Below are 15647 nucleotides of genomic sequence, written 5' to 3'. Positions count from 1 at the left end.
CACAAGGTATGCAGATTACTTTTCCAGACAACGTAAGGTAAAAGTCACCGGGCCGTCGTTGATTAACGCTACCTTCATATCGGCGCCGAATTCGCCGAACTGGCTGGTCGGGTAGATCTCCAGCGCGCGCTTTTGCAGATACGCGAATAATTCCTGGCCCATTGCCGGCGGCGCGGCAGAGGCAAAACTGGGTCGGTTGCCGGTATCGGTGTTGGCCGCCAAGGTAAATTGCGGCACCAGCAACAGGCCGCCTTGAATATCGCGCAGACTCAAATTCATTTTGTCGTCTGCATCCGCAAAGATGCGGTAATTCAAAATCCGCTCCAGCAAGCGGTCAGCTTGCTTGGGGGTGTCGGCTTTCTCGACAGCCACCAGCGCCATAATCCCGGTGCCGATCACGCCGATGTCGTTGCCGTTGACCGTGACTTTGGCTTGGGTCACACGCTGGATAATGCTGATCATGATTTGTCCTTGAGATGATGAATATAGTCGCCGCTTAAGATCCGCTGCAAACCGGTCGCCGGACGGTTGTATAGATAGGTCCAAGCAAAAACGCTTTGTCCGTCGGGCAGGTTTACTAAAAGTTGGCGGCGGATGTATTCATGTGGCTGCGGAAAATCCGCAGTGCATTCTTCGTAAATATCCAATACCGACAACGTTCGTTCCGGCGCGCGAAGTAAGTACAGTTCGCCTTTGATCTGCGTTGTGCAGCTGGTGACAGCGCCTGGATAGCTGTCGATTTCATACAAATTGCCGTGCATAAACGCATGGCCCATGTACTCGCAATCGTCCAGGAATGGGTGTTGAGTTTGATCGTCCGGGTGTCTGCACAGCGTACCGTAGACAAACAGGTATTGCGCGTGCTTCATGAATAGATCTGATCGACCAATGCCTTGAACCAGCGTGGGCGGAAGGCGACGATATAAAGCAGCGTCAAACCCATCAGCGGAAAGGGGCCGATTTCGACAATGGTCAGCAGCAGAATGATCACGAACCATTTGAACCGAGTAAAGGTGGCGTGCGTATTCATTTTAATAACGGATCGCGGTAATGTAATACCGCGTTTCCTGCTCGGCATGGCGGATTGTCACTTCGTCGTCCAGCATCTTCTTCAATAAGGCTGTCGCCAAAGGCGAGTCCAGACTGATCAATCCGCCCGTGGTATCGATTTCGTCGGCACCGACGATGCGATAAGTGATTTCCTCACCGTCAATGGTTTCTAAAGTCACCCAGGCGCCGAAAAATACTTGATTGCGATTAGCCGGCTTCTCAGACACCACGGTCAAGGACGGCAAGCGCTTTTGCAGATAATGAATGCGCCTGTCGATTTCCCGCAATTCTTTCTTGCGGTAGATGTACTCAGCGTTCTCCGACCGATCTCCTTCCGCAGCGGCGGCTGACAATGCGATGGTGACATCTTTACGCCGTTCCCAGAGCTGTTTCAACTCGGCTTCCAGGGTCCGATAGCCTTCGGCGGTGATGTACGGTGAAGATTTAGGGCGGGGCGGTCGCCAGCGTGACATGTTTTTTCGGGGAAAAGGTTATATGATGTCGGCTTTTTTTCATCCAGCGAAGATGCATATGCAAATCACAGATAAAACGGCTGTTTCCATTCATTATACCTTAACCAACCAAGACGGGGAGCAGCTGGATAGCTCCAGAGGTGAGGAACCCTTGTTGTATTTGCATGGCGCGGGCAACATTATTGCGGGTTTGGAAGCGGCTTTACTCGGCAAGCAAGCCGGTGACAAATTCAACGTCACTATAGCCGCCGATCAAGCCTACGGCGAAGTCTCCGAAGAAATGATTCAAGTCGTTTCCAAGAAAATGTTCGACGGGATGGATATTGAAATTGGTATGCAATTTCACGCCGATGTCAGCCACGGCCCGGGCATTATTACCATCGTCGAGATCGACGGCGACGATGTCACCATCGACGGCAACCATCCTTTAGCCGGCGAAGATTTGACGTTTGACGTGGAAGTGATGGATGTCAGACCTGCCACAGCCGACGAAGTGGCTCACGGTCATATCCACGGTTCAGGCTGCCATCACTAGTAATCTTTCCCTAGCCGCAAACCGGTAAGCGATAAACGCGCTGCTTTTATCGCTTACATTCACTCTCTACCGTTGTTACTGAGCACTCGCGCTAAGGCCCAAATCCACTCTGCTATGCCCCAGCAAGGTGCCGGTAGCAAACGCCAGGTCTATCATCGACGCTTGATAATCACCGATGGCGCGTACTTCGCGTAATTGCGCTTCACCGAGCCGGGTCAGGGTTTCCAATACCTCGGTCATCGTCCGCAAGCCTTCTTTAAATTGTTTCAGTTCGGCGTCGTAATTCAAACCGGCCAGCACCACGTTCTGCCGGGTGGCTAAAATCCGCTGCCAGTTCTGGCTCATTTGATCCAGCGAGTCGTAGATTTCCCGGCGTACGCTCAATTCCCTAAGTTGTTGCGTGGTCAGGCGTTGCATGCGCTCTTGCACGGCCCGATCCAGACGCGCGCGGCGTAGCTCGTTGCTGAGGGGGATTTCCATGCGCACGCCCACCGACCAATCTGAATAATTGCCGCTCAAGGTCTGATCAAAAGCGCCACCGTAGGATGACGTATCGCGGCCCAGTGCGGCGTAGTTGTAATCCAGCATGAACATCGGCAGGGTTTGATTGCTGAGGTAGTCGATTTTGGTTAAGTCTGCGGCCAGTTTCAATTCCAGCTCCAGCAATTCCAAGCGGCCGTCCAGCGCGCGTTGCGCCAGTTGCTCGCGGTCCAGATTAAACTCCAGCAGGGTCGGTGAGGTCTCGGGAATCAGCAGCGTTTGCGAATCCAGGTCCAGGCCGGGCGCGTTTAATAACAACTTCAACTGGCGCTGGCGAGTTTTTAAGCTGGTTTCGGCGATGATCAAAGACTCCAGGCGTTCGGCCACGCCGATTTCCGCCCGGTTGATTTCGATGCTGGCGGTCAAGCCTTCTGCCACGCGCTTCCTGACCATACTCAGATTGTTGGAGGCGTTTTCGTACTGCTGGCGGCGCACGTCCAATTCGCCCCAAGCCACATACAGGCTCCAATACGCCCGCTCGACCATCGCCAACACCCGAATCGCCTGCAAGCGGGTTTTGACGTCGACGGCTTGTTGTTCGTAACGGGCGATGCGGATGCCTGCCACGTTATTGGAAATCCCGGCATCGCGCAGTAACGGCTGGCTGATGGAAAACCGCAGCGCGTTTTGATACTGGTCCGAAGCGACGCCGCGAAACTGCCGTTTGCCGTCGAACGGTGAACTGAGCGTTACTTTGGCGCCAGTACGCAACGGAATCACGATCCCGGCCTCCATATCCAGCACTTCAGTTTCCTGCGGCACGGCGGTGAGTTTGTCGATTTCATTTTTCAGCGGCGAACTGGGGTCAACCGGCGTAAAACTCACGACATCCAGATTTTGCGCCGGCGTGTTTTTCTTGCCGTATTTGGCTTTGGCAAAGATCAAATCATCGAACTTGGCTTCTTCCTCGCTGACCGCAGTGGCGGCAATTTTCGGGTCGGCCTGGGCAATTTTTAAATCCAGATTGTTTTCCAAAGCCATGCTGCGCACCGCCGCGATGGACAACTGCTTGCTCGCTTCCGGTGCTGCCTTGGGTAATTCCGGCTTGGTCGCGCTGGGCGGTGGCAGAATAGTCGCCGACTTGGGCCGGCCTTCCTTAAACTTGGGCAAGGCCTGTTCGACGGTCTGCGGCGGCAGCTGCGAGATGGCCGGCAACGGCAAACCCTCATCAGGTTTCAGGCGTTCTTCCACGCGCTTAACCAGTTTCCGGTCGGGGCTGGTGTCGAGATATTGGCCGCAACTGACCAGCAAAGGTATCAGCAAGATTGCGCCGATACGCCGCCGGCAGGCTTGCAAGTGTTTGGCCGTAGCCCCTGATGGGTGTTGATGGGATGCAAAACGATTCATAAGCGCTTATTTCAGTTTTTGCCTGACCAAATCGGTCGCCGGCGCTTCCATAGTCATTTGCGGCGGAAAGGCATTCAGTTGCCGCCACAGTTCGTAAGCCATCGTTACCCGGTTCAACAACACCCAGCCTTTTACTCTGACGCCTTGGCGGGCGAAGCGTTCTGTCGGCCAGGGGCGGTCGTTGGGATCGGGCACGATCAGCACCCGGAATTTACCCTTGCCGTCGTCGGTAGAATCCACGAAGGCGACCAAGCCGCCGAAGGTGCCGACGGCGACTTCCGGCCAGCCGGCGAATTGCAAGGCCGGCCAGCCCTCGAATTGCAAACGCGCATGCCGGCCTGGGGTGATCAATACGGCATCGTTGCCGTCTACCCACAGTTCCACGGCTTTTACATCCATATCCGGCACCAATACCAGCAACGGGTCGCCTTGTCTGACAATATCGCTCTGCGGATTGGCCAGCAGCCTGAGGATGCTGCTGTCGCGCGGCGCTCTGATTTGTTGGGATTGTTGGCGGGAAACGTCCACTTCGCTCTTTAACAGGCTGCTGCGGCTGTCTTCCAGTTCGCTTTGAGTTTTGTTGGCAGAGGCCGTCGCCGAGTCGATACGCGCCTGGGCATCGGCGCGAATTCGGCCGATTTCCGCTTCGGCGGCGCGTTGTTCGGCCAGCGCGCCTTCCAGACTGGCTTGCGCGCTGTTCAGACTGCGTTGCGCGACGATGCCGTCGCGTTGCGCCACCTCGTAATCGCGCTGCGAGACCAAGCCGTCGCCTATCAAGCGTTGCAGCCGCTGGGTTTGCACGCTGGCCGTTTCCAGCGTGGCACGGGCGGAGGCAATGGCTTCACTGGCGGAGCGCGCGCGTTGCCGAGCCACATCCAGCCGGTATTGCGCGGTAGCTACTTGTAAATCGCGGGTCGCAATCAAATTGTCGATTTGCAGGCGATACGCCCGCAGTTCGTCTTCCTTGGCCGCCAATTTCGCCGCGGCTGCCGCGCGTTGTTGTTGCAAGCGTTCCAGCAATTCCGGATCGACATCGGTGATTTCCATCAGCAAATCGCCGGCCTTCACTTTGGCGCCTTCTTTAGCATGCCAACTGACGATGCGGCCGGAAACCGGCGCATCCAAATTCTGTTGGCGTTCCAGTGGTGCAAAGGCGGAGACCCGGCCGATACCGTTGATGTTTTGTTGCCACGGTGTCAGTAGCAGGGCTGGAGGGGTCAACAGAAATAGCCAGACGCAAGCCCGCGCTAGACTGCTGACCAGGCGAGGGGTATGGGCCGCCGATAGCGCGGACAGCCTAATCTGTAAATCAGTCATGGGCGGCTCCCGGCAAAGTGATCTCGCGCCCGCAAAGTGCGGCCAATTCTTTCGATCCGGTGAGCAACAATAGCGTCCAGGGCACGTCAGCGGCAAATAATGCGGATGCCAACTGCTGCTGTAATCCGCTATCCAAGCCATCGAGTATGCCATCCACGATCAACAAGGCGGGCCGGGCGATGATGGCTCTAGCCAGCATGACTTGTATGGCTTGGCTATGGGCAAGCGGGGAGCCGCCGGGACTCATGACGGTATCCAAATCCAAGTCGGTTAAGCCGACTTTGGCCAAGGCCCGCTGGACATCGGCAACGCTCAGGTTCGCATCGCCAAGCCTGACATTTTCCAGCAGGCTATCGTGAAAAATCTCCAGTCGGCTGACTACTGCGATGTTCTGCCGCAAGGTACTCAGGCGCAATTCATCCAGTGCCTGGCCGTTGATTTGTATTTGGCCGGCTTGTGCTTGCCGCGTCCCGCTGATTAGCGAGACCAACGCGGTTTTACCGCTACCGGGGCCGCCGAAAATCGCGACTTTTTCGCCGGGTTGAATTTGCAGCGCAAAATCCGAGAACAATGGCCGCTGTGCGCCGAAGCCGAATTTTAAGCCGCTGACTGTCAGCGACGCCGGGCCGTTAAATTCTGCGTCCACTTCTGCTGACTCTTCCAAGGGCAAATCCAGTAAATGACCGATTTTGTCCGTGCCGGCCATCAAGTCGTAAAAGCCCTCCAGATGTTTGCCGAATTTGATCAAGGCTAGCAAAGCTGACGAGACGATCAGTTCCGCCGCCACCAATTGCCCCAAGGTTAAATGGCCGTCTATGACCAAGTAGCCGCCGATAGCCAACAAGGCCGTGCTAGCGATGGCATACAGCGCTACTGAGGCGATGACTTGGCCCAGCAGCACGCGGTAATGCTGGCGTTTGGCGGTTAAATAGTCCAGCGACAGACGGTCGGTACGGTTGGCGGCCATCAGCGCACCGTTACCGAATTTAAAAGTTTGAATATTCCCGGCAACGCTTTCCAGCCAGGCGACCAAGGCATATTTGCTGATCGATTCCTGAATCGCTGTGGTGACCGCGCCGCGGCCCAACAAAAATACGATGGCAGTGATAGACAACAGCAACACCACATCGAAGGCCAGCAGGAAGGGGTGATAGAAAGCCAGCATGATTAAGCCGACGCAGGTTTGCACCACGGTGCTCAAACCGTCCAAGAGCAGCGCAGAGCCGGCTTTCTGCAAGGTCAATACATCGAAAAAGCGATTGACCAGTTCCGCGCCGTTTTGACTATCGTAGGCATCGCTGCGCACCCTGGGCAAGCGATAGGCCAGGTCGGCGGCCAGGCGCACGAAAATCCGCCGCTGCACGATTTCAACCAGATAAGATTCCAGCACATAGACCGCGCCGCCGAAGCTTAGAAAGAAAAACAGGATGGTCGCCAATACGATTAAAGGCTGGCCCATGCCGCCCATCGCCACGGTATTGACCAGTGCTTGCACCGCCACCGGCGAAGCCAGCGCCAGCAATCCGGAGCCCAAAGCCAAGCCCAACAATAACCAGAGATCGTGGCGATCAGCGCGTAACAGCTCCAGCAAGCGGCTAAATGGCGGCATGTGCGCATGATGGTCTTGACTGACGGCATTCTCCAGCGGCGCCTGGGCTTGTACTAACAGCCACTCGCTGATGCCGGCGTCGCTTCGGCCCAGTAGTGCGGCGATGTCAGCCGGTTTGACGTGGCGCTCTTCGATAACTTCGCCTTGGGCAAGGGCCACTCTGACTTTGCCGCCGCGAAATCCGCACAACACCAGCCAGCCGCAGCCATCGGAGAGGCTGGTTAGCAGCGGCGTGTGCGGGGAAGAGGCGTTGGCGGCCGCAATGGGCGTAAGCAGTGCACACTCCATATTCAAACCCAAATGGTCACCGATGCTGCTCAGCGCTGCCTGGCTGTCGTCGCCGGCTGACTCCAGCAAACGCTCCCGGATTCCTTGGACTTGACTGGGGATTTCCAGCAGGTCGAATAAGAATCCCAGCAAGGTTTGCGTTGACTGTTTTCTATGCGGGTGTTCCTTGTTTCCAGCAGTGGTGCTCATACGTAACGAAATCCTATCGGTTTAAACGAATAACAGCATGGTCTTGCCGAGTATGCTCAGCAAAAGCGTCAGCTTAAGGGTTGCAAGTAATTTGGCCGGGCCGGCTTTTTCACACCAGTTCTGCCAAGCAGTTTCGCATGCTCGCACGATCACGAGATAAGCTTTATATGACAAGCGCCAAACCATAGTACCGAGCACAGTCAGACCGGTCCAAAATACAATGAACTCGGCTTGGCGCGGCGTTACCCCAAACACATGTTCCAAAAAATGCTCGAACAACATCTCGACCACCTCAATGGCCAGGTGCAGAATGTGCCATAGAAAGGGTAGCAAGGTGTCGCCAAATTTATACAAAAAAATCAGGGTCAAGATTGCCATAGCAGGCTTGTTTTCAAACAGCCAGCGCCCGGTGTTGATGATGATTACTCTAAACCAGTGTGCCAATGCGTAGGCGTATTGCATGGTTCTCCTCCCTTTTAGAGTCTGCCGAAAAGCCCTTTCCCCTTTTCAGGGGGCGCGTCCTTCGACCCGTTCAGGACGGCCGGTATTTCAGGGCCGGGCTAATAACATCAACCGGTATTGCGCATACCTGCAGCAATTGCATTGATACTGCGCAACAAAGGCTTCATCCACGGGCTGTCCACTGGATTCTCGGTATTCATTTCCCGCAGTCGCCGGATCAAAAATACTTGCAGGTAGTTTAGCGGCCCCAGATAAGCATCGCGGCGTTGCAAGGACGCGGCCAAAGCCGGGTTTTCCGCCAGCAAATGGTCGGCGTTGGCTATCTCAAGTATCCACTCCACGCAGCGCTGATGCTCGCCGGCTATCAGGTTGTAAACACGTTTGCCGGTTTCCGGATCGTTGCACAATTGCGCGTATTCGCGGGCGATGTTCATGTCCGACTTGCTCAGCGCCATTTGCGCGTTACTGAGCAGGTTGCGGAAAAATGGCCAGTCACGATACATTCTGCGCAACGTTTCCAGGCGTTCAGGTTTGCCGGCGCACCAGCTGGCCAAACTGAAACCGATGCCGTACCAAGCCGGAAACGTCTGCCGCGATTGCGCCCAGGCGAACACCCAGGCGATTGCCCGCACCGAGTTTTTCGAGCGATCCAGTTTCTTGCGGTGCGAAGGCCGGGAACCGATATTCAAGCCGCCGATTTCGCCGACTGGGCTGGCTTCATAGAAATAATCCAAAAAGCCGGGCGTGCGTTCGGTCAGGTCGCGATAACTTTGCTCGCCGATCCGCGCCAATTCGTCCATGACTGCCAGATCTTCCGAATGATCCGCCGGTACGGCTTGCACCAGGCTGACGCTGGCTTTCAGTAAGCCGGTAACGCCCATGGTCAATTCGTAGACCGCGGTTTCCATGTTGTTATACCGATAAAATAGCACTTCGCCTTGCTCGGTAAATTTGATCTGGCCGCGCACGGTGTCGGGTGGCTGGGCCAGAATCGCTTCGTGCGTTGGGCCGCCGCCGCGACCGACGGTGCCACCGCGGCCATGGAATAAGCGGCATTTCAAACCATAACGCTCGCTGATCGCAATAATTTGCCGTTGCGCGCGCGACAAGCCCCAGGCCGACGCCAGGATGCCGCCGTCCTTGCAGGAATCCGAATAACCCAGCATGATTTCCTGCCGGTCGTCACTGACGCGCAATAGCTCCCGATAGCAATCGGTATCGAACAATTGCGTCAGCACGTCGGCAATGCGGTTTAAATCGTCGATGGTTTCGAACAAGGGGCTGACGCCGATATGACAATGCCAATGTCCGCCAATTTTGCCGACTAGGCCGGCCTGAGCGGCCAGTAGCAAGACTTCCAAGACATGGCTTGCGGAATGGGTCATCGAAATTACATATTTACCAAAGCAATTCGGGCCTATTTCCCGACGCATTTTCGCCATCACCGTAAACAACTCCAGCGTTTCGCGGTTAGCTGGCGTCAGCGCGGTGGCATCGAACATCAAGCCACCCGGTGCGGCAATAGCCTCGGCTAATAAGGCGATACGTTGCGCTTCGTCTAGTGCCAGGTAGTCGATGTTCAATGCGGCCGCCAAGATTTCTGCGACTGCTTCACTGTGGCGAGTCGATTCTTGCCGGACATCGAGTTGCATCAAGTGAAAGTCGAACACGTCGGCCAAGCGGATCAGATCGGCTAATTCCAGCTCGGCGATATTGGCGTCGCCGTGGCTGCGCAAAGACGCATCGATCAATCGAAGGTCTTGTAAAAACTCGGCGACGCTGGCATACGCAAGGCGATTGGCTTGTTCCGCTTGGCCCTGTAACTGTTGTTGTACGCGCTGCAAGGTGGATTGCATGCGATATTTCATTAATATCAGTTTGTGCCGGTAAGGTTCCTGCAAATAGGGTTTTTCCAAGTCCGCGACTGCCGCACCCAGCATGGCGCGGTCGGCGTGCAGGCTGTCGATAAATTCCGGAGTCAAGTCACAAAGTCCATAAGAATGCGACAACTGGCCGCGCAATTGATCCAGGCGGGCGAGATATTCCTGCATGATGGTTTGCGCCTGCATGCGCAAAGCCAGCTCGGTAGTTTCCGGCTTCACATTCGGATTGCCGTCGCGGTCTCCGCCTATCCAGGAACCAAAACGCAGGAAGCTGGGGATGCGGATTTGGCTAGCCACGTCGGCGCCGAACACATCGCTAAGCGCCCGTTGTAAGTTCCGATAAACCAAGGTGGTAGCCTGAAATAGTGACAGTGAAAAATAAAACAAACCGGCGTCGATTTCGTCGGCCACGCCCAGTTTACGGGCGCGCACTTCGTCGGTTTTTAACAGCAATTGAATCTGTGCTTGTAGTTTGTCCAAGGCCTCGCTGCGTTGTTGGCTACGTAAGCGCGGATCGTCCAAGGCCTCCTGGCTAAGGAATACATTGCGCAAAGCGCTCTTTACCGTGCGGCGTTTGGCTTCAGTGGGATGAGCGGTCATCACCGGCAAATACAGCATTTCGTCCAGTAACACCTGCAATTTATCGGCACTGACGCCGCTGTCGCGTAATTTGATCAGCGTGTCATGAAACGAGCCGGGCCAATAGCGGCCGGTCTGGTTTTGTCGGCGTAAAGTTAGGTTATGCGATTCTTCGGCGATATTGAGCAGGCTGAAATAGCCGTTAAACACCCGCACCACTTCACCGATTTCTTCCGCATCCAGGCCTTCCAGAATCTCCATAAACTGGCGGCGGCGATTGGCGCTGCCCTCTCGGATCAAGCTGGCAAACTTGCGTTGTAACTGTGCAACGGCGGTCGCTACTTCCGGTTTGGCTTGGGCGGTGAGCACTTTAGTCAAGATCGAACCGAGCAGGCGTATCGAACTGCGTAATTCTTTGTCGTCGCCGTGAGCATCCGATAAGCGATCACTGAGGATTTGGCTGGCGCTGAGGTTATCCAATTCAAACGCTGACTTGTCGTACTCCGCTAATGCGGATCCGGTACTTGGAGCGTTGTCTTCGCTGTGCAGTGCTTTTAGCTTTTGCATGTGCAGTTCTCAGGGTGGGTTAGGGTTACCTGATAGCCTAACGCAGCATTTTGATATTGTTAAATAGAATGTTTAGAATTAATGCATCGTAAATTCCTATACATTGAGTGCTATGGAACGTATCAACTACCAACATTTGTTTTATTTCTGGAATGTCGCGCGTGAAGAAAGCATCACTCGCGCTTGCGAGAAACTGCATTTGGCGCAACCGACCATCAGCGGTCAACTAGCGGTGCTGGAAAAGCAAATTGGCGAAAAACTATTTTATAAACAAGGCCGTAAACTGGTGCTCACCGACACCGGGCGGGTGGTATTTAATTACGCGGAAGAAATCTTCTCGCTGGGCAGAGAACTCAGTAACACCTTGAAAGGCCGACCGACCGGCAGGGCTCTGCGTCTGGTGGTGGGCGTGGCGGATGCGTTACCGAAAATGGTGGTTTACCGCTTGCTGGCGCCGGCGTTCCGATTACCGGAGTCGGTGCAGATTCTGTGTTACGAGGACAAAACCGAGCGACTTTTGAGTGAGATGGTGATGCAAGGGATGGATATAGTCTTGTCCGATGCGCCGCTGACGCCAACCAGTGGCGCCAAAGCATTTAACCATCTGCTGGGCGAATGCGGTGTTACCGTGTTCGGCACGCCGGCTTTGGCCGCGACCTATAGGCAAAATTTCCCGCGCTGCTTGAGCGGCGCACCGTTCCTGCTGCCCACCGCCAACACTTCGCTGCGGCGTTCGCTGGATCAATGGTTCGACGCCGAAAGCATTAGCCCGGCTATCCGGGCTGAAATTGAAGACAGTGCGTTAATTAAAACTTTTGGCGGCGGCGGGGTGGGATTGTTTGTCGCGCCGAGTAATGTCGAAGCGGAAATTCAAAGCCAATATGGCGTGCAAGCCATCGGCCGTATCGACTCGGTGCATGAGCGTTTTTACGCTATCACCATGCGCCGTAAACTCAAGCATCCGGCCGTGACCGCGATTTTGGAGAATGCGCGGGGTAAGTTGTTTCCGGAATGACAATCCTGAGATTGGTTTATCCGGCATGTCGCCGCTGTTCTTAAAATATAAGACAGCATCCTCAGGTCTGGATAAACTATTCCGGGTGCTTGATGGGCGCGTGCCGCCGACATTACCGAATTTGTCACCGGCTATCTTGTGCCGATTTTTACCGATAACTGCGAGTGCCTTGCTATCGTTGGCCGGACTTTTGCCGTGTGGCTGGCAGGTTGATACAACGATTGCGTGGGCATCGATCAAACCTTAAATCAGTCTCTTGAAAACAAAATTAGCTTTTTTAATTCTTTCCTTATTTGTGGTGTTGGAGTCCGGCGTGAGTGCAGAAGAAACAAACGACAATGTTGAAGCGCAGGTCCAGGCCTTATTGGCGCAAATGAGCCTGGAAGAAAAAGTCGGGCAGATGACGCAGATCGACTTCAGCGTGGTTTCGGTCGTGAATGGCGAGGTAGCCGACAATCCCATCGATCAGGCCAAACTCGAAGACGCCATCTTAAACCGGCATATCGGTTCAATACTGAACACGCCCACGACGCCGAATAATCAAACTCAGCCCATCGAAAAATGGCGGCGCATGACTCAAGCGATACGTGAGGTGGCGGCAAAAAGCCGGCTGAAAATTCCGGTGCTGTACGGTATCGACGCGATTCATGGTGCTACTTATACCGAAAACGCAGTGCTGTTTCCGCAAGCCATCAGCATGGCGGCGACGTTTAATCATGATTTAGCTTTCAAGGAAGGCGAAGTGACCGCGCGGGAAGTCAAGGCGTCGGGTTTGGACTGGAATTTCATGCCGGTGATGGACATCGGCCGGCAACCGTTGTGGCCGCGCTTGTGGGAAACTTACGGCGAGGACGTGCATTTGGCGGTGACGATGGGCAGCGCTTATATCCAAGGGCATCAAGGCGACAATTTTGCGGACGCCGACAAAGCCCCGACTTGTTTGAAGCATTATGTTGGCTACAGCTATCCTTTAAACGGCAAGGACCGCACCCCGGCCTGGATAGGGGAACGAGCCTTGCGTGAATATTTTCTGCCGAGCTTCGAAGCGGGCGTGAAAGCCGGATCGCCGACCGTAATGATCAACTCCTCGGAAGTGGACGGCATTCCCGGCCACGTCAATCATCATTATCTGAACACCATTTTGCGCGGCGAAATGGGCTTTAAGGGCTTCACCGTCTCCGATTGGGCGGACATCAGCCGTTTATATACCCGTGACAAACTGGCGGCTTCGCCGCGCGAAGCAGTAAAAATGGCAGTGATGGCCGGCGTGGACATGAGCATGGTGCCGTTCGATTACTCGTTTTACGACTTGTTGCTGGATTTAGCCAAAACCGGCGAAGTGCCGATGACCCGCATCGACGAAGCGGTGTCGCGTATTTTGCGGGTGAAATATCAAAGCGGTTTGTTTGACAGACACGAACCGGCGCTGGCGGCAAAAGGTAACTTTGTCACTGAAGACGCTGTGGCCGCGAATCAGCAAGCGGCGCGGGAAGCCATCATTCTGGCGAAAAATGATCAGCATATTTTGCCCTTGAGTAAGCAGGCCAGCATCCTAGTCACCGGGCCGACCGCGAACTTATTGAGCGTAATGAACGGCGGTTGGACTATCACGTGGCAGGGCGCCGCCGAGCATTTGTACCCCAAAGACAAGCCCACCTTGCTGCAAGCCATTCAGCAAAAAACCAGCGGTAAGGTCACGTATGTTGGCGGTAAAAATTTTAGCGATGAAATCAATATCGAGCAGGCGGTAACGCAAGCCCGGCAGCACGATGTGGTGATTTTGGCGCTGGGCGAAAAAACCTATACCGAAACCGAAGGCAATATCGAATCCCTGCATTTGGACCCGGTGCAGTTGCAATTGGCCAGAGCGATATTTGAAATCGGCAAGCCGGTGGTTTTAGTCGTGTTCGGCGGGCGGCCGCGCATTATTACCGAGATTGCCAACAAGGCGCAGGCGGTGGTGTTGGGCTTTCTGCCGGGCATGGAAGGCGGGGCGGCGATGGCCGATATTTTGTTCGGCGACACCAATCCCAGCGGTAAGCTGCCGATTTCCTATCCGCGCGATGTTAACGATATTGTGATGTACGATCACAAGCCGATAGAGGCGTTTGAGAGCAATCAGTATCGGCCTTTGTATCCGTTTGGACACGGTTTAAGCTACACCACTTTCCAGACCAGCGGCCTGCAACTGAGCCAAGACAAGATTGGGATGGGCGAGAATATCGACGTGACCGTTAAGCTGAAAAACACCGGCGCGCTGACTGGTAAGGAAACCGTCATGGTGTATTTACACGATGTTGCAGCCTCGGTATCAAGGCCGGTAAAACAGCTAAAGGCGTTTAAAAAAGTCGAGTTAAAACCCGGCGCGGAGCAGACTTTGCAATTTAGCTTAACGCCGCAGGATATGTCTTTCATCGGCGTGGATATGCGGCGTATCGTCGAGCCGGGCGAGTTTGAGGTGATGGTCGGAAACGAAGTTGCGCGTTTCCAGGTCGTTAAACCCTAAATCGATTTGCAGGATTAGCTTATGCCGGATCAACAACACCTGGGTAGACAGTCTAATGCGGGCTCGTTAGCTATTCTGACTTCGCTGTTTTTTATTTGGGGCTTTATCACCTGTCTTAACGACATTCTGATTCCGCATTTGAAGGCGGTGTTCACGCTGAGCTATACCCAGGCGATGCTGATTCAGTTTTGTTTCTTCACTGCGTATTTTTTGATGTCGGTGCCCAGCGGCTATCTGGTGGAAAAAATCGATTACAAAGGCGGCATCATCGTCGGTTTGGCGATTGCCGGTGGCGGCTGTTTATTGTTTTATCCGGCTGCCGGTCTACATTCCTATCCCTTGTTTTTGGGGGCGTTTTTTGTGCTGGCGTCCGGGATAACCTTGCTACAGGTTTCTGCCAATCCTTACGTGACGGTGTTGGGCGATCCGCACACTGCGTCGAGTCGCTTGACCTTGACCCAGGCTTTCAATTCTTTGGGGACCACGTTGGCGCCGTATTTTGGTGCCTTGTTTATTTTGTCGAATGCGGTGAAAAGCGTTGATGAGATAAAACTGCTCGATGCCGATCAACTCACGGCGTATCAAGCGGCGGAAGCGGCGGCGGTGCAGAATCCGTATCTCTTTCTTGCGGCAGTATTGTTTTTCATGGCGGCAGTGTTTGCGATGTTGAAGTTGCCTAAGATTAACCAGCAAGCCGAGGCAACTGGCCCTAATGCAGAGGATGGCAGCGCCTGGCACTACTCCCATCTGGTGTTGGGTGCGGTGGCTATTTTTGTATACGTCGGCGGCGAAGTGTCTATCGGCAGCTTTCTGGTCAACTTCCTCGGCGAGCCGGATATTGCCGGTTTGGCGGAACAAGAGGCCGGCAAATACGTGTCGTTTTATTGGGGCGGGGCGATGGTCGGCCGGTTTATTGGTTCGGCGGTGATGCAAAAAATCCATCCCGGCAAGGTGCTGGCGTTTAATGCCTTGGCGGCAGCGGCTTTGGTATTGGCAACGATGTTGGGTAGCGGCACACTGGCAATGATAACGATACTGGCAGTGGGATTGTGCAATTCCATCATGTTTCCCACCATCTTTTCGCTGGCTTTGACCGGCTTGGGCCGGCATACCGGCCAAGGCTCCGGCATATTGTGCGCCGCCATTGTCGGCGGGGCTATTTTACCGTTGCTGCAAGGGGCGTTTGCGGATCATATCGGTATACAGCAAGCCTTTTTTATCCCTGTTCTTTGCTACTTGTATATCGCTTATTACGGCTACCGCTGTCGCCGGTTGTAGATAAAACCG

The 15647-nt window shown here is 54.6% G+C and carries 13 protein-coding genes; 4 read left to right on the top strand and 9 right to left on the bottom strand.

From position 1 onward, the window contains the following. Window positions 1–15 precede the first annotated feature (15 nt). From dtd to greB, 4 genes are read right to left on the bottom strand one after another with little or no spacing between them, the layout of a single operon-like run. Window positions 16–462 carry a D-aminoacyl-tRNA deacylase gene (gene dtd, locus EBB_RS10775; RefSeq protein ID WP_192393875.1) on the bottom strand — a complete coding sequence of 149 codons (447 nt, stop codon included), beginning with the start codon at window positions 460–462 and terminating at the stop codon, window positions 16–18. After that, on the bottom strand, window positions 459–869 hold the full coding sequence (locus EBB_RS10770; RefSeq protein ID WP_192393874.1) for a gamma-glutamylcyclotransferase family protein: 411 nt from the start codon (window positions 867–869) through the stop codon (window positions 459–461). Before EBB_RS10770 ends, dtd begins: the two co-directional genes overlap by 4 nt. Then, complete coding sequence (locus EBB_RS10765; RefSeq protein WP_192393873.1) at window positions 866–1030, bottom strand: hypothetical protein; 165 nt, start codon at window positions 1028–1030, stop codon at window positions 866–868. The genes EBB_RS10770 and EBB_RS10765 overlap by 4 nt, the downstream gene beginning before the upstream one ends. Window position 1031: 1 nt before the next feature. Next, on the bottom strand, window positions 1032–1523 hold the full coding sequence (gene greB, locus EBB_RS10760; RefSeq protein ID WP_192393872.1) for a transcription elongation factor GreB: 492 nt from the start codon (window positions 1521–1523) through the stop codon (window positions 1032–1034). Between the two features lie 58 nt (window positions 1524–1581). On the opposite strand from greB, the gene EBB_RS10755 reads away from it, so the two are divergent. Further along, window positions 1582–2058 carry an FKBP-type peptidyl-prolyl cis-trans isomerase gene (locus tag EBB_RS10755; protein ID WP_192393871.1) on the top strand — a complete coding sequence of 159 codons (477 nt, stop codon included), beginning with the start codon at window positions 1582–1584 and terminating at the stop codon, window positions 2056–2058. A gap of 75 nt (window positions 2059–2133) precedes the next feature. On the opposite strand, the gene EBB_RS10750 is transcribed toward EBB_RS10755, so the two are convergent. The 5 genes from EBB_RS10750 to ppc form a co-directional block, all read right to left on the bottom strand. Further along, window positions 2134–3945 (bottom strand): TolC family protein, encoded by a 1812-nt coding sequence (locus EBB_RS10750; RefSeq protein WP_225587392.1) that lies wholly within the window; start codon window positions 3943–3945, stop codon window positions 2134–2136. Window positions 3946–3951: 6 nt separating this feature from the next. Further along, window positions 3952–5262: an HlyD family secretion protein gene (locus tag EBB_RS10745; protein WP_192393870.1), complete on the bottom strand. Its 1311-nt coding sequence runs from the start codon at window positions 5260–5262 to the stop codon at window positions 3952–3954. Next, the gene (locus EBB_RS10740; RefSeq protein WP_192393869.1) at window positions 5255–7348 is read right to left on the bottom strand and encodes a peptidase domain-containing ABC transporter; all 2094 of its coding nucleotides are present in this window, start codon (window positions 7346–7348) and stop codon (window positions 5255–5257) included. Before EBB_RS10740 ends, EBB_RS10745 begins: the two co-directional genes overlap by 8 nt. 21 nt (window positions 7349–7369) lie before the next feature. After that, the gene (locus EBB_RS10735) at window positions 7370–7810 is read right to left on the bottom strand and encodes a hypothetical protein (RefSeq protein ID WP_192393868.1); all 441 of its coding nucleotides are present in this window, start codon (window positions 7808–7810) and stop codon (window positions 7370–7372) included. Between the two features lie 107 nt (window positions 7811–7917). Further along, the gene (gene ppc, locus EBB_RS10730; RefSeq protein WP_223146828.1) at window positions 7918–10839 is read right to left on the bottom strand and encodes a phosphoenolpyruvate carboxylase; all 2922 of its coding nucleotides are present in this window, start codon (window positions 10837–10839) and stop codon (window positions 7918–7920) included. Between the two features lie 112 nt (window positions 10840–10951). Here ppc and nhaR point away from each other — a divergent pair, with 112 nt between their 5' ends. From nhaR to fucP, 3 genes are all read left to right on the top strand, one after another. Next, window positions 10952–11854, top strand: coding sequence for a transcriptional activator NhaR (gene nhaR / locus EBB_RS10725; protein WP_192393867.1), 903 nt, complete (start codon window positions 10952–10954; stop codon window positions 11852–11854). 313 nt (window positions 11855–12167) lie between these two features. Then, entirely contained in the window at window positions 12168–14360 is a 2193-nt protein-coding gene (locus EBB_RS10720) for a glycoside hydrolase family 3 N-terminal domain-containing protein (RefSeq protein WP_229427572.1), read from the top strand. A 21-nt stretch (window positions 14361–14381) separates the two neighbouring features. Beyond that, window positions 14382–15638 carry an L-fucose:H+ symporter permease gene (gene fucP / locus EBB_RS10715; protein ID WP_192393865.1) on the top strand — a complete coding sequence of 419 codons (1257 nt, stop codon included), beginning with the start codon at window positions 14382–14384 and terminating at the stop codon, window positions 15636–15638. Window positions 15639–15647: the final 9 nt, after the last annotated feature.

Origin of the sequence: Methylomonas fluvii, from assembly GCF_014850975.1 — a bacterium.
GTDB classification, from domain to species: domain Bacteria; phylum Pseudomonadota; class Gammaproteobacteria; order Methylococcales; family Methylomonadaceae; genus Methylomonas; species Methylomonas fluvii.
This window is presented reverse-complemented; position numbering and strand designations above follow the sequence as displayed.